Below are 16,722 nucleotides of genomic sequence, written 5' to 3' on the forward strand. Positions count from 1 at the left end.
GGGCCATAGCTCGCGCCAGCGCTTGGCCTCTACCCGGGCATCGTATTCATGGCGCCGGGTGCGGCCGAACGGGGTCGGGCGGCAGCGCAGGTTCAGGAGATCGTCGGTGCCGAGCGGCGCGATGACGGTGAGCGTGTCGTCGGCCTCGAGGCGCACGCCGACCCCCGTCACCGTCTCCAGCCAGTAGACCATCGAGTCCGCGGTGTCGCGATGCGGCGGCAGGTCCTTCCAGACATGCATGCGCGCCTGGTTGCGCACCTGCCAGGGCAGGCCGGGCAAGAGCGCGTCGAGCCGTCGCTCGAAGGCCGCCTCGCTTTCCTTTGAAACGTCGTCCGCGTCGAAATAGATGACATCTATATCCACAGGCAGTCGCGCCGGCACGATGCCGTGCAGATGGTCCCAGACGCGATTGCGTACGAATCCCGCGGCAATACACCAGTCCGGCAGATCGAGTTTGCGCACAGCACGAAGCTGTTCCATCGCGATGGCGTCTTCTGCGATGATGCGGGCGATGAGGGACATGGCCCAGTCTAGCCGGCCTCGATGGGGATAGTGCCAAGCTTTCGATTCGAACTGCGTTGTGAAGGACGTGTTGCCGGCGTCGACGAAGCCGGGCGCGGCCCGCTGGCCGGACCGGTCTATGCGGCGGCGGCCGTGATCGATCGTGCGCGGGCGGCGCGCAAGCTGCTGCGCATGATCGACGATTCCAAGAAGCTGACGCTGGAGCAGCGCGAGGAGGCCTACGAGGCCATGATCGCCTCGGGCGTCGTGCAGTTCGCCGTCGCCGAGGCGAGCGTCGAGGAGATCGACAGGGTCAACATCCTGCAGGCGACCTATCTGGCGATGCGACGCGCCGTGCAGGCGCTCACCGAGCAGCCGGAAGTCGTGCTGATCGACGGCAACCGCGCGCCGCCGCAACTGGGCTGCCGCGCCGAGACCATCGTCGGCGGCGACGCGCATTCCTACTCGATCGCCGCCGCCTCGATCTTCGCCAAGGTGACGCGCGACCGCTACATGCATGCGCTCGCGCGGACCTATCCCGGCTATGGCTGGGAGACCAATCGCGGCTATGGCAGCCAGGAGCATCTCGAGGCGCTGTCGCTGCTGGGACCCACGCCGCATCACCGCCGCAGCTTCGCGCCGGTCACGCGTCTGGTGTGAGGCATGGGCCTCGGCTCGATCCGCAACCTCGACTACGTGGTCCTGCTTTGCGACGACCTGGTTCGCGCGCGGCAATTCTATCTCGACGTGATGAAGTTCCGCGTCGAGCGCGAGACGCCGCGCTGGGTGAGCTTCCATGTCGGGTCCGGTCTGCTCTGCCTGCGGCCGCGCAGCCTCGACGGCGTCTTCCAGGACGGGCCGGGCGCGCCTGCGGGCTCGGCCTCGGTGCAACTCGCCTTCAGGGTCGCACCGCCCGAGATCGACGAGATCCAGGCCGAGTTGGCGGCCGCCGGCGTCACTCTGATGGGCCCGCCGCGCGACATCCCGGCCTGGGGCCATCGCGCGCTTTTCTTCCGCGACCCCGACGGCAACGTCATCGAAATCTACGCCGAAGTCTGACGGCAGGAGATCCAACGTGCTCAAGCTCTACTACACCGCCAGTACCTGCTCGCTCGCCACGCACATCGTGCTGGAGGAGGTCGGCGCCGACTATTCGACGGTGCGCATCGACTTTGCCACGGAGCAGCAGAAGTCGGCCGAGTACCTGAAGATCAATCCCAAGGCGCGCGTGCCGGCGCTGGTGACCGACGAGGGCATCCTCACCGAGACACCGGCGATGCTGGTCTATGTCGCGCAGCGCTTCCCGCAGGCGCGGCTCGCGCCGATGGAGGACCCGTTCTTCTTCGCGCAGATCCAGTCGTTCAATTCCTATCTCTGCTCGCACGTCCACGTGGCGCATGCCCATCGCATGCGCGGCCATCGCTGGGTCGATGCCGACGATGCGCATTCGATCGCCGCCATGCAGCGCAAGGTGCCGGAATCGGTCGGCGCCGGCTTCGAGATGATCGAGCGCGAGATGCTGAAGGGCCCCTGGGTGATGGGCGACCAGTACACGATCTGCGATCCCTATCTCTTCACGCTTGCCCAGTGGCTGGAGAAGGACGGTGTCGACCCCGCGCGCATTCCCCGCGTGATCGATCATCGCCGCCGCATGTCGGAGCGGCCAGGCGTGAAGAAGGCGATCGCCGAGGAAACCGCCTGACCGGCGCGGCCCGGTGCTGACTTTCATAAGGGCCGCGCACACGATCGTCTGGCTGTTCTTCGTGGCGTGCATCGCGGCGATCTGGGTCTTCGCCGCGCGCGGCGACTATCTCGGTGCGGCGGTGTCGATCGGTCTCGTCTTCGTCGAGTGCGTGGTGCTGGCCGTCAATGGCTGGAAGTGTCCGCTCACCGCCGTTGCCGCGCGCCACACGGACGATCGTCGCGACAACTTCGACATCTATCTTCCGCAATGGCTGGCCCGGCACAACAAGTCCGTCTTCGGCACACTGTATCTGGCCGGTATCGCCTTCACCCTCGCTCGCTGGACTCGTCTGCTGCCGTAGGACCGTCGTCTCTGGCCTGGCCTTGCGGGATGCCTCCCGGCCTGCGTTGATGCCGGGATCAACTCGATGAGGCCGCGCATGTCCAGACTTCTCGCTTCCCTGATCCTCGTTCTCGGCCTCATGGCGGCGGGGACCGCGCCGGTCGGCGCTCAGCAGACGCCGCCGACGGCACGAGAGACGATCGAGAAGAGCAAGGAGTCCGCGGCGGAGCGGGCCCGCGCGATGGGGCCGGAGCTGAAGGCGCTGCGCGACGAGATGACGGCGCAGGTCGGTGAGCTGCGGACGATGGTCGACCGGAAGGTCGATGAAGCCGGCCGCAAGGCGATGACCGTTGCGATCTGGGGCGCCGTGGGCTTCTTCGCGCTGATGGTGCTGGCCTCCGTATTGGGCGGGGTGATCGTGGCGCTGCTGTTCCGGCGCAACCGCGCGTAGGGTCTTTCCGACATGGATCGGGCTGCAGGGATCAATTGCTCCCCATTCAAATGGGGAAGTGCCCCGTCATACGGGGCGATGGGGTCATGGATATCGCAAAGGCCATGACCCCTCCGTCGCGCTAAGAGCGCGCCACCTCCCCATTTTGAATGGGGAGGAAAGTGATCCTTGTTCGCCCGGAAGAACCTAACCCGCCAGCACCAGGTCGCTGGCCTTCTCGGCGACCGCCGTCACGGCGGCATTGCACATCGAAGCGGGCAGGCCCGGCAGGACCGAGGCGTCGATCACGCGCAATCCCGCGATCCCCTTCACGCGCAGGGCCTCGTCGACGACGGCGCCGATGCGGCAGGTGCCGACGGGATGGTGGAAGGAATCCGTCGCCCGGCGGATGAAGTCGGTGCGGCCGGCTTCCGTCGTCCAGGCCGGTCCGGGATAGATCTCCTTCGCCCGCCAGTCGTCGAACGCCTTGGCCGCGCCGATCTCGCGCGCGATCTCGACGCCCTTCGCCAGCACCGCGAGATCGTCGGGCTCGCCCAGGTAGTTCGGATCGATGATCGCCGCGACCCGCGGATCGCTGGAGCCGAGCCTGACACTGCCGCGGCTGCGCGGCTGCAGGTGGCAGGGCACCAGGACATAGGCCGGCGCGGAAAGAGGTCCGACGGTCGGCCGCACGAACGGCACCGACAGGCACATGACGAGAATGTCGGGACTCTGGCCGGCGGTCGCGTGCGGTACATAGAGGAGCGAATCGCAGTGATTGTAGTGCGACGCCGGGACCGGGCGGCGCGCCTGATAGGCTACGCCGGCCAGCAGCGGGTGGTCCTCCAGATGGCGGCCGACATCGGGCAGGTTGGCTGCGCTCTCGATCCCCAGTGCGCGCAGCTCGTCGGCCGGGCCGATGCCCGACAGCATCAGCAGGCGCGGCGAATCGATTGCCCCCGCGCACAGCAGGACTTCCTTCTCGGGCCGGATGATCCCTCCGGCCAGGCGAACGCCGAGACACCGGCCGCGCTCGATCTCGAGGCCGAGCACCTCGGTACCAGTGAGCAGATCGACCCGTGTCTCGCCGTCGATGCTCTCCAGACTGTCGAGATAGGCGGTCGCGGCATCGTCGCGGCGGTGACCCTTGATGCTGAGCTGGTTCCAACCGACGCCGGTCGTGACTTCGCCGCCGAGGTCGGGCGTCACCGGGAAGCCGGCTTGCTGCGCGGCCGCCATGAAGGCTTCGGCGACCGGCGTGCGATCGGTGACGTCGGCGAGCGACAGGACATGCAGCGGGCCGTCGCCGCCCCGCCAGGCATTGGCGCCGCTCGAGAAGGTCTCGGCGCGCCTGAAGTAGGGCAGCAGGTCGGCATGACGCCAACCCGCAGGCCAGCGATCGTAGGCCGCCGCATGGCCGCGCTGGTAGGCCAGCGCATTGATGATGCTCGATCCGCCCACCGCCTTGCCGCGCGGACAGGTGATCGCGCGGCCGCCCAGCCCGGGCTGCGGCGTGGTCATGTACCGCCAGTCCAGCGCGCTCTCCTGGAGGGTCGGCCAGGCCGGCGGTGTCGTGACGGAAGGAAGATCGGCCCGCCCGCCCGCTTCGATCAGCAGGATGCGCCGTCCGGCCTGCCCAAGCCGATGCGCCAGCACGCAGCCCGCAGATCCCGCGCCAACGATGACGTGGTCATAGGTTGTGCGAAGCTGCGCGGGCGATGTCAGAGTGCGAATGCCGCTGGCCGCCTTCGCGGGAGAGGAAAGACCGGAGAGCGCGATCCCGCCCGCCATGGCGGCGCCCAGCGCCTCGCGGCGCTTCAGCCCGCCTCTGCCGTCATTGTCGGCGAACGATGGTGTCCCGCTCATGCTGGTGGCGCGATCAGCGCGATCTTCGGAAAGTAGGTGCGATAGCGGGCGGCGTCACGCGTGAGCAGCGGCAAACTTTCCACGGCTGCGTGAGCCCCGATGAAGAAGTCTGGCAGAACGCCGGTTCGTGTGCCCCCGGCCGCGCGATATCGCTGAAAGGCCTTCCCGGCGAGGAACAGGGCGGATCGCGGCGTCGGCGCGATCTCGATCATCGCCTGGGCGAGCATCGCATCGAGATCTTCGATCCGGGCGTAGCGGATCGACGTCTCGGCATAGACGATATCGTTGATGAGGATCGGGCCCGCCAAGGCGGCCTCTTCGAGACGCGCCAGGGACCACTCCGACCAATCGGGATCGTCGGTCACGAGATCGAGCAGGACGTTGGTGTCGACCAGCGTCACGTCAGCGTTCACCGCGCGTCATCGCCATGATCTCGGCCGTGCTCAGGCCCTTGCCGGCATGGCCGCGCAGACGCGCGAAGCGGTTGGGAGAGGCCTTCTTCTCGATCTTGACCAGAACGATACGGCCGTCCTGCGCACGTTCGAAATCGATCACGCTTCCGGGGCGGATTCCCAGCAGATCGCGAACCCGCTTCGGGATGGTGACCTGGCCTTTGCTGGTAACGGTCGTGCCCATGTAAACCCTCGGGTAAGGAGACGTTCTCGGTTGGTATTACCTAGCATGTGTCCCGCCGGTTTTCGAGGGTCGCCTCGACCTCAGGTCCTGATGAAATCGACGAAGGCGCGCAGCGGTGCGGGCAGATGGCGGCGGCCGGGATAGTAGAGGAAGGGGCCGGGGAAGCTCTGCCACCAGGGCACCAGCACCGGCTCCAGGGCGCCGCTGTCGAGATGGGGGCGCAGCCATTCCTCGAAGATGTGGACGATGCCGAGGCCGGCGACGGCGGCACTGACCGCAAGGTCGGCCGCCGAGGCGAGCCGCACCACCAGCGGGCCGGTGGGATCGACCCGCACGACTTCGCCGTCGCGCTCGAATTCCCAGGGTGGCATGGCGCCGCTGGCGAACTGTCCGCGCAGGCAGGCGTGTTCGAGCAGATCGCGGGGGTGCATCGGCCGGCCGCGCGCCTGCAGATACTCGGGGGAAGCGGCAGTGGCGAACCGCTGGACGCGCGGACCGATCGGGACCGCGATCATGTCTTGCTCCAGGCGTTCATCGTAGCGGATCCCGGCGTCGCAGCCCGCGGCCAGGATATCGACGAAGCTGTCCTCGACGACGACCTCCAGCCGGATGTCCGGATAGGCCTTCAGAAAGGGCGCCACGATCGAGGGCAGCACCAGATGCGCCGCCACGCCCGGCACGTTGAGGCGCAGCGTCCCGACCGGCCGGTCGCGAAAACTGTTCACGACGTCGAGGGCCGCCTCGACTTCGCCCAGGGCCGGCGTCAGCCTCTCGAGGAGTCGGGCGCCCGCTTCGGTCGGGGCGACGCTGCGCGTCGTCCGATTGAGGAGGCGCACGCCGAGTCTGGCCTCCAGCCGCCGCACCGCCTCGCTCAGGCTGGACGCCGACACGCGGCCCAGCCGCGCCGCCTCCCGGAATCCGCCGGCCTGGGCGACGGAAGCGAAGGCAGCGAGATCGTTCAGGTCGTCCATCACCATTGTGCGTAATTTCGCACAGCCCGTTGCGATTGGGCAGGATTATCGCGCAGGGCAGCAGGGGCCATATCTCGACGGTCCCACAGGAGATTTCCCATGACTCAAGCCACCGCCGGCACCTTCCGCCTCGGCAGTCGATCCGTAAACCGCCTAGGATATGGGGCGATGCAGCTCGCCGGGCCAGGAGTCTTCGGTCCGCCGCGGGATCGCGACGCCGCGCTCGCCGTGCTGCGCGAGGCGGTGGCGAGCGGCGTCGATCACATCGACACCAGCGACTTCTACGGTCCCCACATCACCAACCAGCTCATCCGCGAGGCGCTGCATCCCTATCCGGACGGCCTGGTGATCGTGACCAAGGTCGGCGCCGTGCGCGGCGACGACGCCTCGTGGAACCCGGCCTTCACCGCGGCCGATCTCACGCGCGCGGTCCACGACAATCTGCGCAATCTCGGCGTTCCGGTGCTCGACGTCGTCAATTTCCGCGTGATCATGGGCAGCGAACACGGGCCGGCCGAAGGGTCGATCGAGGCGCCCTTCACCGCGCTGGCGGAGCTTCAGCGGCAGGGGCTGATCCGCCATCTCGGCGTCAGCAACGCCACCCCCGCGCAGGTCGCCGAGGCGCGCGGCATCGCCGAGATCGTCTGCGTGCAGAATCAGTACAACATCGCCCATCGTGCCGACGATGCCCTGATCGACGAGCTCGCGAGGCTGGGCATCGCCTACGTGCCCTTCTTCCCGCTGGGCGGCTTCACGCCGCTGCAGTCTTCGATCCTGTCGGAGGTGGCGGGGGAGCTGGCGGCCACGCCGATGCAGGTTGCGCTCGCCTGGCTGCTGCGTCGCACACCCAACATTCTCCTGATCCCCGGCACCTCTTCCGTCGCGCATCTGCACGAGAATCTGCGGGCCGCGACGCTCGAGCTTCCGGACGAAACGGTCCGGCGGCTGGACGCAATCGGCGGGACGGCCACGGGATGAGGGGCGGGGGCATGGGATCGCCCCCAGTTATGGTGGGTCGGTATCGATATTGCGACTCGATATTGTGCCTAAGCGATTGATTCAATTGACTTCTTGACCGCGAATCGCTGTGGACTCATCTTCCACCGATGCCTGTGGATAAACTTGATCGCGTGCTCGTCGGCGATTGCATCGACCTGATGCTGAGCCTCCCCGAAGCGTCCGTCGACATGATCTTCGCCGACCCGCCCTACAATCTCCAGCTGGGCGGCGATCTGCTGCGGCCCGACAACAGCAAGGTCGATGCGGTCGACGACGACTGGGACAAGTTCGGAGGGGCCTCCGATTCCGCCGGGACGAGCTTCGCGCTCTACGACCAGTTCACCAACGCCTGGCTGAAGGCGGCGCGGCGGGCGCTGAAGCCCGGCGGCACGCTGTGGGTGATCGGCAGCTACCACAACATCTTCCGCATCGGCACGGCTCTGCAGGACCAGGGCTTCTGGCTGCTGAACGACATCGTGTGGCGCAAGTCGAACCCGATGCCGAACTTCCGCGGCAAGCGCTTCACCAACGCCCACGAGACGCTGATCTGGGCGGCGCGCGACCGCGCCAACAAGAAGTACACCTTCAACTACGATTCGATGAAGGAGCTGAACGAGGGCACCCAGATGCGCTCCGACTGGCTGCTGCCGCTCTGCACCGGCGGCGAGCGGCTGAAGGGCGAGGACGGCAAGAAGGCCCATCCGACGCAGAAGCCGGAGGCGCTGCTGTTCCGCTGCATCATGGCGGCGTCCAATCCGGGCGACGTCATCCTCGATCCGTTCTTCGGCACCGGCACGACCGGCGCGGTCGCGCGCCGCCTCGGCCGGCGCTTCATCGGTCTCGAGCGTGATCCCGACTATGCCGCCATCGCCCGCAAGCGCATCGCCGAGATCGAGCCGCTGGCGCGCGAGGACGTGACGCCCAAGCCCAGCAAGCGGGCCGAGCCGCGCATTCCGTTCGGCGTCCTGATCGAGGCGGGGCTGCTGCAACCCGGCGCCCTGCTGAGCGATCCCAGCGGCCGCCTGCACGCCCGCGTGCGCGCCGACGGTTCGCTGTCGGCCGCCAACGCGCTGGGCGAGCATCGCGGCTCGATCCACAAGGTGGGGGCGGCGGTGCAGGGCGCGCCGGCCTGCAACGGCTGGACCTTTTGGCACATCGACGTCGCCGGTGCCCGCCGCCCGATCGACCATCTCCGCCAGCAGGTGAGGGCGGGGCTTTAGCAGGCTGTCGAAAAGCCGGATTGCCGGCGATCAAACGAAACAAGTGAAATAAACGAAACGAACGAATCGGAAAAAGGCGATTCCCGTGTTGCGGTAGTCCGGTACCGCATCAAGGTTGGTCGCCGGGACCCCTCGGAAGCCTGGTTCAGCAGCCTGTCAGGCCTTCACGGCGTGCTCGATGACCTTGCGCATGACCGTCGGCAGGGCGCGTTCGTCCAGTTTGTCGAGCGCCGACCAGCTCGTGCCGGGGGCCAGCGCGGCGAGCCGGCCGGTCGTGGCGATGGCGCGCGCGACGGTGAGTTCCAGGTGGAAGTGCGTGAAGGTGTGACGCACCAGACCGTTCATCACCGTCCAGCGCGCCGGGACCGGCGCTTCGGTGAGCGCGCTGGCCTCGACGAACGGGCCTTCCCGCCAGGCACTTGAAGGCACCTCGTCCATCCCGCCCAGCAGGCCCTTGGCCGGCCGTTTGCGCAGCAGGACGGCCCCGTCCTTGCGCAGCAGCACGAAGGCGAGGCCGCGGCGGGTCGGCTTCCCGGCCTTCGGCGCGCGGCGCGGCAGTTCCTCGGCGATGCCCTGCTTGCGGCCCTTGCAGCCCTGCATCAGCGGGCAGATGACGCAGCGCGGGTTGCGCGGGCTGCAGATGGTGGCGCCGAGATCCATCATCGCCTGGGCATAGTCGCCGGCGCGCTGCTGCGGCACCAGCCGCGCGGCGCGGACCTGGATGTCGGGCTTGGCGTCGGGTAGCGGAGTCTCGATGGCGTAGAGGCGGACGATCACCCGCTCGACATTGCCGTCGACCGCCGAAGCCGGTTGGTCGAAGGCGATGGCCTGGATGGCCGCCGCTGTGTAGCGGCCGATGCCGGGCAGCGCGAGGAGGCCCGCCTCGTCCTCGGGGAACCGCCCGCCATGGTCGTTGGCGACGGCCTGGGCGCAGGCATGCAGGTTGCGGGCCCGGGCGTAGTAGCCGAGGCCCGCCCACGCCGAGAGCACCTCGTCGAGCGGCGCTTCGGCCAGCGCCTCGACGGTGGGCCAGCGTTCGACGAAGCGGCGGAAATATTCGCCCACCGTGGCGACGGTGGTCTGCTGCAGCATGATCTCGGACAGCCAGACACGGTAAGGCGGCGTGCGCTCTCCCGGGGCTGCGCGCCAGGGGAGGGTGCGACGATGTCGATCATACCAGGCGAGCAGTCGGTCGGCGTGAGTCATGGTCACTCGAAGGGGCGTGGCCTACCATACGGGGCGGAGTTTGAAAGGGTCCATGCGCGAAAACGGCTTCCGTGCGATCGGCGGTCTGGCCCAGAAGCTCACGTCCGGCATGGCGAAAGGCCGCGGCGCTTCCCTCGTGCGACTGAAGGCCGACTGGCCGGCGGTCGTCGGGCCGGAGCTGGCGCGCACCACGCGGCCCGACGCGCTGCTGGCCGGGCGCGGCGCGCGCGCCGGCAAGGCCTTGCGGCTGAAGGTTGCCGGCGCCGCTGCCCTCGAGGTCCAGCACAGGAGTGGCCAGATCGTGGAACGGGTGAATGCCTATTTCGGGCACAAGGTGATCGACGACGTGCGGATCGTGCAGGGCGTCATCCCGGCGCCGCGACCGGCACCCCGGGTCCAGCGCCGGGATCCCGCGGTCGAGCAGGCGGTGGCCAGCCGCACGGCGGCGGTCGAGGATCCAGGCCTGCGCGCGGCGCTGACGCGGCTGGGCGCCCGCATCACCGCCGGGCGCCGTGGTTTCCTGCTGGGTGGCCTGGGAGCGCTGTGCGTCGCGGACGACCTGCGGGCACAGTCTTCGGCGGCAAAGTTCCTCGATCCGCAGCCCGGCGATCACGTTCTGGGCCGTCCCGACGCCCCCAACGTGCTGATCGACTATGCCTCCTTCACCTGTCCGCACTGCGCCACCTTCAACAATGCGGTCATGCCGGCCCTGAAGCGCGACTGGATCGATACCGGCAAGCTGAAGCTGGTGCACCGCCACTTCCCGTCGGACGCGCTCGCCACGCGCGCCAGCCTGCTGGCGGAATGCGCCGGGCCGGAGGGGTTCTTCGCCGCCGTCGACACGCTGTTCCGGACGCAGGTCCAGTGGATGACCGCCGCCGATCCGGCGGCGGAACTGATGACCGTGCTGGTGGGGCAGGGGGTGAGCGAGGCCGAGGCGCAGGCCTGCGTCGCGAACGACCGGCTTTTGGACAAAGTCATCGCCGACGTGCAGTCCGGGCAGGCGCTGGGCGTGAATTCCACCCCGACCGTGTTCATCAACGAGCAGGGATACGGCAATCCGGGCGGGATCGACGCCATCGCGGCGATTTTACGTCAGGTGGGCCGTTAACGTTTGACTCCCCACAGGCGGAATTCCCAAGATGTAGTGGAGAGGGCAGATTAAAATGCGGAATATCTTGATCGTCGCCGGCGGAGCCGTGGCGGTGGCAGCGATTGCGGCCGGCGTCTACTTCGGCGCCCGCGCGCCCTCGTCCCCGCCGCCGGTGGCGGCCGTTTCGGCGCCCAACAAGGCCGCCCTCGAGAGTGTGCAGGCGGGCGATCACGTGCTGGGCGATCCGAAGGCGCCGATCACGGTCATCGAGTACGCCTCCCTTACCTGCTCGCACTGTGCGCATTTCCACACGCAGATCCTGCCCGAGATCAAGAAGAAGTGGATCGATACCGGCAAGGTGAAGCTGGTCTATCGCGACTTCCCGCTCGACCAGGTCGCGGCCAAGGCCGCGCAGATCGCCGAATGCGCCGGCAACGACAAGTATTTCGGCGTGATCGACATCATCTTCCGCGGCCAGCCGCAGTGGGCCACGGCGACCGATCCGCTGGCCGAACTCGCCAAGCCGCTGCGCATCGCCGGCATGGGCGAGAACGAGATCAAGGCATGCCTCGCCAACGACGCGATGAGCAATGCGGTGATCAAGGACTACCAGGGTGGCGAGGCGATGGGCGTCAACTCCACGCCGACCCTGTTCATCAATGGCCAGCTCTATCGCGGGTCCCGCTCGGTCGACGAACTCGACGGCGTGTTCTCCAAGCTCGCCAAGTAGGCAAACCGGCAAGAACCCAGACAGGCGTGGTGTAATGGTCCAGTTCGACAAGCTCCGGCTCTCCGGCTTCAAGTCCTTCGTCGACCCGACCGAGCTCGTGATCGAGCCCGGCATGACCGGGATCGTGGGGCCGAACGGCTGCGGCAAGTCGAACCTGGTCGAGGCGCTGAAGTGGGTGATGGGCGAGACCTCCGCCAAGCAGATGCGCGGCTCGGAGATGGAGGACGTCATCTTCGCGGGCTCAGGCCAGCGGCCGGCGCGCAACATCGCCGAGGTGATGCTGTCGCTGGACAACAAGACCCGCACCGCGCCGGCCATGGTGAACGACACCGACCAGCTCGACGTCGTGCGCCGCATCGAGCGCGGCCACGGCTCGGCCTATTCGGTGAACGGCAAGGAAATCCGCGCCCGCGACGTGCAGACGCTGTTCGCCGACGCCGCGACCGGTTCGCGTTCCACGGCGCTGGTCAGCCAGGGCCGCATCGGCACGCTCATCAACGCCAAGCCGGCCGATCGCCGCTCGGTCATCGACGAGGCAGCCGGCATCACCGGTCTCTATTCCCGCCGTCACGAGGCCGAGCTGCGGTTGCGCGCCGCCGAGCAGAACCTCGCCCGCGTGCAGGACGTGCTCGTCGCGCTGGAAGAGCAGCACAAGGGGCTGAAGCGCCAGGCCCGCCAGGCCAGCCGCTATCGCAACCTGTCCGACCATATCCGCCGCGCCGAAGCTGCCGTGCTGGCGCTGAAGCTCGCCAATGCCGAGCGCGATCTGGCCGAGTCGGCCGAGCGCCTGAAGGAAGCCGAGGCCCAGGTCGCCGACCTGACGCGCCTGGTCGGCCTCGCCACCACCGCGCAGGCTGAAGCCGCGACGGCGCTGCCGCCGTTGCGCAATGACGAAGCCGCCGCCGCCGCGGGCCTGCAGCGCCTGCGCGTGGCCCACGATGCGCTGACCGCGGAGGCCGAGCGCGTCGCCGCCGCGCAGTTCGAGGCCGAGAGGCGGCTGCAGCAGACCGAGCAGGATCTGGCGCGCGAGCAGGGCCGCAAGAACGACGCCGAGGCCGCCATCTCCGACCTCGCCGGCCAGCGCGAGCGTCTGGAAGAGGAGCGTTTCGGCGAAGAGGATCGTGCCGCCGCGGCCGAGGAAGCGCGCGACACGGCGCGCAGCGAGACCAGCGTGGCCGAGATCGAGCTCGATCGCCTGACCCGCCAGATCGCCGACGACGAGGCGTTGCGCCAGAGCGTCTCGCGCGAGATCGCGGAGTTGCAGGACCGCCTGCGCCGCCTGTCGTCGCGTCGCGATGAGGTCACGGCGCAACAGCAACAGCTCGAGGCCGAACTGTCCAACCTGCCGGCGTTGCCGGAAGTCGAGGCAGAACTCGAAGCCGCCCGCGCCGCGCTGGAAGAAGCGCGTTTCAGCGGCCAGGAGGCGATCGAAGCCGCACGCGAGGCCGAGCGCTATGAATCGGACGCCGCGCGTCAGGCGGTCGCCAGGGCCGAGGCGGAGCGCCTCGACATGGAAAAGGCCCGTGCGGCGGAGCGCCAGGCGGCGGAAGCAAGCCACGCCACCGCCGTCGAGGCGCTGCAGAAGACCAATGCGCGGCTGACCAAGCTGCGCGCCGAGGAAGCGGGCGTCGCCGCCGCGCTGAAGTCGGCGGCCGATTCATTGTGGCCGCCACTGCTCGACGCGCTCACCGTCGAGCCGGGCTTCGAAAAGGCGTTGGGCGCCGCCTTCGGCGACGAGCTCGAGGCTTCTTCGGATCGCGGCGCGCCGGTTCACTGGTTGCCGCTCGAGACGCTGACCGAGACGCCGGCCCTGCCCGAGGGAGCGACACCGCTGGGCGCGCATGTCGGCGCCCTGCCGGAACTGGCCCGGCGCCTCGCCTTCATCGGCATCGTGGCCAACGACGAGACCGGTGCGGCCCTGCAGGCTGCTCTCAAGCCCGGCCAGCAGCTGGTCACCCGCGAGGGCGCCGTCTGGCGCTGGGACGGCTACACGATGCGGGCCGGTGCGCCGTCGACCGCTGCGGTGCGGCTGAGCCAGCGCAACCGCCTGGCCGAGATCCGCCATCAGATCGACGGTATCGTCGCCGAGCAGGCGATCGAGCAGGCCCGCGTCGATGCCGAGAAGACCTGGCTCGCCGCGGCCCGTGATGCCGAGAAGACCTGCGTCGACCAGGCCCGCGCCCATGAGCGCAGCGTGGCCGACGCCGCGCGCCGCAAGACGCAGGAAGCCGGCGAAGCGACCCGGGCCGCCGAGCGCGCCGCCCAGTCGGCCATCGGCACCGCCGAGCGCCTGGCCACGCAGGCCCGCGACCGTCACGTCGAGATTGCCCGTCGCACCGACCAGCTGCGCACCCGCCTTGCCGGTATCGAGACGGTGGTGGCCGAAGTGCTGGGCGACATCGCCGAGGTCGAGATGCGCCGCACCTTCCGCGAGGCGCGCCTGTCGTCGATCTCCGACACGCAGGCCGACCGCGCCGAGGCCGGCGCGCTGCGCGTGCGCATCGCCGAGCTGCGGGCGGCGCTGGTCGAGGCCGAGGGCCAGTGCGACCGTCTCGCCCGCGAATCGAAGATGCGGGTCGAGCGTCTGGCGCAGATCGCACAGGACCATGAAGGCTGGAGCAAGCGGCTGCGCGAGGCGGACGGTCAGATCGTCGAACTCGACGCACGGCGCGAGCAGACCGCGGCCGCGATCGCCGAACTCGCCGCCAAACCGGCCGAGATCGAAGAGAAGCGCATGGTGCTCGGCGAGGAGATCGAGAAGGCCGAGTTCAGCCGCCAGGAAGCCGCCGACCGTTTGGCGATCGGCGAGACGCGTCTGTCCGAGGCCGACAAGGCGCTGCGCCAGGCCGAGACCGAGATGGGCAATGCGCGCGAGATGCGCGTCCGCCGCGAAGGCCAGGTCGAACAGGCCACGAAGGATCGCGAGGCGGTGGTCGAGCGCATCGTCGAGCGCCTGCGCTGCGAGCCCGACGGCGTGATGGCGCTGGCCGAGGTCCAGTCGCTGGAAGAGCTGCCGGAACTCGACAAGGCCGAGCACAAGCTCGAGCGCCTGGTGCACGAGCGCGAGACGATGGGTGCGGTCAACCTGCGGGCCGAGGAAGAGGCCAACGAACTCGAGCAGCAGATCACCGGCATGACGACCGAGCGCGACGACCTGATCGCCGCCATCGGCCGCCTGCGTCAGGGCATCCAGAGCCTCAATCGCGAGGGCCGCGAGCGCTTCCTCGCCGCCTTCGAGCAGGTGAGCGGCCACTTCCAGCAGCTCTTCACCAAGCTGTTCGGCGGCGGCAAGGCCGAGCTGCGGCTCACCGAGTCGGAGGATCCACTCGAGGCAGGCCTCGAGATCCATGCCAGCCCGCCGGGCAAGAAGCTGCAGGTCATGTCGCTGCTGTCGGGTGGCGAGCAGGCGCTAACGGCGCTGTCGCTGCTGTTCGCGGTGTTCATGACGAACCCGGCGCCGATCTGTGTGCTGGACGAGGTGGACGCACCGCTGGACGACCTCAACGTGGAGCGTTTCTGCGGCCTGGTGAACGACATTGCCGGCCGCACCGATACGCGCTTCCTGATCATCACCCACCATCGCGTCACGATGGCGCGCATGGACCGCCTCTACGGCGTGACCATGGCCGAGCGGGGCGTTTCCCAGCTCGTCTCGGTCAACCTGCAGGAGGCCGATCGCATGGTGGCCTAGGGCCGCCCAACAAGGTTCAGCCTAAACAAGCAAGACTATCTTCCTCTCAAAAAAAACTGGGCGCCGGCTGGCCTGACGGCGCCCTTTTCTTTGCCCTGCTTTCCGAGGCCGCCCTTCTCAGGGCAGGAGCGGGCCTGTAGTGTCCGGCCCATGCCCGATACGCTCAGCTCCACCATCACGGATGTCATCGAACTGACGCGCACGCTCGTCCGCTGCGAGAGCGTGACACCGCGCGAAGCCGGTGCCCTGCAACTGCTGGAACAGACGCTGTCGCCGCTCGGCTTCAAATGCGAGCGCATGGATTTCACCGAGGCCGGGACCGACGACGTCGCCAACCTCTATGCCCGCATCGGCACCAGGGGTAAGCATTTCTGCTTCGCCGGCCATTCCGACGTGGTGCCGGTGGGCGATCTCTCCTCCTGGACGATCGGGCCTTTCGCGGCCGAACTGTCCGGCGGCTATCTGTTCGGCCGTGGCGCGGCCGACATGAAGGGCGCCATCGCCGCCTTCACCGACGCTGCGGCCCGCTTCCTCAGCAAGCGCGGCCGGGACTTCGGCGGCTCGATCAGCCTGCTGATCACCGGCGACGAGGAAGGCCCTGCGGTCAACGGCACCGTGAAGATGCTGCAACGGCTGGCCGAGCGTGGCGAGACGATCGACGCCTGTGTCGTCGGCGAGCCCACCAGTTCGAAGCGCTTCGGCGACATGATGAAGATCGGCCGGCGTGGCAGCATGAACGTCGACCTGGTCGTGCGCGGCGTGCAGGGCCATGTGGCGTACCCCGAGCGGCTCGACAATGCCGTTCATCGCCTCTCGGCGATCATCGAGGCACTGGTGCGCGAGCCGATCGACAAGGGCAGCACGCATTTCCAGCCGACCTCGCTGCAGTTCACCACCGTCGATGTCGGGAATGCGGCGACCAACATCGCGCCGGGCGTTGCCAGGGCACGCTTCAACACCCGGTTCAACGACCTCTGGACCTCGAAGACGCTGCTCGCTCACCTGAAGGAGCGCATCGAGCGCGCCAACGAGGCACTGGGCGGCAACGGCACCGTCGAATACAGCGTCCAGGTCTCGGGCGAATCCTTCTACACGCCGCCGGGACCGCTCAGCGACCTCGTCGCCGGCGCCATCCGAGACATCGCCGGCGTGGAAGTCGAGCTCTCGACCACCGGCGGCACGTCGGATGCGCGGTTCATCCGCAGCTACTGCCCGGTGCTCGAATTCGGGCTGGTCGGCGAGAGCATGCACAAGGTCGACGAGAAGAGCGCCGTTGCCGATCTCAAGACGCTGGCCCGCGTCTACGAAACGGTGCTCGACCGTTACTTCGCGGCCTGAGGACGTGCTCGGTAC

At 68.4% G+C, this 16,722-nt stretch carries 16 protein-coding genes and 1 pseudogene; 11 read left to right on the forward strand and 6 right to left on the reverse strand.

The genetic code is table 11. The annotated features are described in order from the left end of the window. Positions 1–9: 9 nt before the first annotated feature. Positions 10–522: pseudogene (locus EPO41_RS29750) on the reverse strand (nucleotidyltransferase family protein); the annotation flags it as partial. A gap of 30 nt (positions 523–552) precedes the next feature. On the opposite strand from EPO41_RS29750, the gene EPO41_RS11995 reads away from it, so the two are divergent. From EPO41_RS11995 to EPO41_RS12015, 5 genes are all read left to right on the forward strand, one after another. Continuing rightward, the gene (locus EPO41_RS11995) at positions 553–1,161 is read left to right on the forward strand and encodes a ribonuclease HII (protein ID WP_296325170.1); all 609 of its coding nucleotides are present in this window, start codon (positions 553–555) and stop codon (positions 1,159–1,161) included. Positions 1,162–1,164: 3 nt separating this feature from the next. Then, on the forward strand, positions 1,165–1,560 hold the full coding sequence (locus EPO41_RS12000) for a VOC family protein (RefSeq protein ID WP_296325172.1): 396 nt from the start codon (positions 1,165–1,167) through the stop codon (positions 1,558–1,560). 16 nt (positions 1,561–1,576) lie between these two features. Next, entirely contained in the window at positions 1,577–2,203 is a 627-nt protein-coding gene (locus EPO41_RS12005; RefSeq protein ID WP_296325174.1) for a glutathione S-transferase family protein, read from the forward strand. A 13-nt stretch (positions 2,204–2,216) separates the two neighbouring features. Beyond that, positions 2,217–2,546, forward strand: a complete 330-nt coding sequence (locus EPO41_RS12010; RefSeq protein WP_296325176.1) for a hypothetical protein — start codon at positions 2,217–2,219, stop codon at positions 2,544–2,546. A 78-nt stretch (positions 2,547–2,624) separates the two neighbouring features. Continuing rightward, a complete protein-coding gene (locus EPO41_RS12015; RefSeq protein ID WP_296325178.1) occupies positions 2,625–2,978 on the forward strand; it encodes a hypothetical protein in 354 nt (117 codons plus the stop codon). Between the two features lie 186 nt (positions 2,979–3,164). Here the strand turns inward: EPO41_RS12015 and EPO41_RS12020 are convergent, their stop codons facing one another. From EPO41_RS12020 to EPO41_RS12035, 4 genes are all read right to left on the reverse strand, one after another. Continuing rightward, positions 3,165–4,823, reverse strand: a complete 1,659-nt coding sequence (locus EPO41_RS12020; RefSeq protein WP_296325180.1) for a GMC family oxidoreductase N-terminal domain-containing protein — start codon at positions 4,821–4,823, stop codon at positions 3,165–3,167. Further along, positions 4,820–5,224 (reverse strand): type II toxin-antitoxin system VapC family toxin, encoded by a 405-nt coding sequence (locus EPO41_RS12025; RefSeq protein WP_296325181.1) that lies wholly within the window; start codon positions 5,222–5,224, stop codon positions 4,820–4,822. Before EPO41_RS12025 ends, EPO41_RS12020 begins: the two co-directional genes overlap by 4 nt. A gap of 1 nt (position 5,225) precedes the next feature. Continuing rightward, positions 5,226–5,459, reverse strand: coding sequence for an AbrB/MazE/SpoVT family DNA-binding domain-containing protein (locus EPO41_RS12030; protein WP_296325184.1), 234 nt, complete (start codon positions 5,457–5,459; stop codon positions 5,226–5,228). A gap of 80 nt (positions 5,460–5,539) precedes the next feature. Further along, entirely contained in the window at positions 5,540–6,436 is an 897-nt protein-coding gene (locus tag EPO41_RS12035; RefSeq protein WP_296325186.1) for a LysR family transcriptional regulator, read from the reverse strand. 93 nt (positions 6,437–6,529) lie between these two features. Here EPO41_RS12035 and EPO41_RS12040 point away from each other — a divergent pair, with 93 nt between their 5' ends. Then, positions 6,530–7,408, forward strand: a complete 879-nt coding sequence (locus EPO41_RS12040; protein WP_296325189.1) for an aldo/keto reductase family oxidoreductase — start codon at positions 6,530–6,532, stop codon at positions 7,406–7,408. A gap of 128 nt (positions 7,409–7,536) precedes the next feature. Further along, entirely contained in the window at positions 7,537–8,649 is a 1,113-nt protein-coding gene (locus EPO41_RS12045; RefSeq protein WP_296325192.1) for a site-specific DNA-methyltransferase, read from the forward strand. A 156-nt stretch (positions 8,650–8,805) separates the two neighbouring features. Here EPO41_RS12045 and mutY read toward each other — a convergent pair whose 3' ends face one another. Further along, entirely contained in the window at positions 8,806–9,855 is a 1,050-nt protein-coding gene (gene mutY, locus EPO41_RS12050) for an A/G-specific adenine glycosylase (RefSeq protein ID WP_296325196.1), read from the reverse strand. A 52-nt stretch (positions 9,856–9,907) separates the two neighbouring features. Between mutY and EPO41_RS12055 the strand changes: the two genes are divergently transcribed. From EPO41_RS12055 to dapE, 4 genes are all read left to right on the forward strand, one after another. After that, positions 9,908–10,966 (forward strand): DciA family protein, encoded by a 1,059-nt coding sequence (locus EPO41_RS12055; RefSeq protein WP_296325199.1) that lies wholly within the window; start codon positions 9,908–9,910, stop codon positions 10,964–10,966. Positions 10,967–11,021: 55 nt separating this feature from the next. After that, complete coding sequence (locus EPO41_RS12060; protein ID WP_296325202.1) at positions 11,022–11,678, forward strand: DsbA family protein; 657 nt, start codon at positions 11,022–11,024, stop codon at positions 11,676–11,678. Positions 11,679–11,712: 34 nt separating this feature from the next. Continuing rightward, entirely contained in the window at positions 11,713–15,369 is a 3,657-nt protein-coding gene (locus EPO41_RS12065) for an AAA family ATPase (protein ID WP_296325206.1), read from the forward strand. Between the two features lie 150 nt (positions 15,370–15,519). After that, on the forward strand, positions 15,520–16,707 hold the full coding sequence (gene dapE / locus EPO41_RS12070) for a succinyl-diaminopimelate desuccinylase (RefSeq protein ID WP_296325209.1): 1,188 nt from the start codon (positions 15,520–15,522) through the stop codon (positions 16,705–16,707). The last annotated feature ends 15 nt before the right edge of the window (positions 16,708–16,722 follow it).

Source organism: Reyranella sp., assembly GCF_004297265.1.
In the GTDB taxonomy this organism is placed as follows: Bacteria; Pseudomonadota; Alphaproteobacteria; order Reyranellales; family Reyranellaceae; genus Reyranella.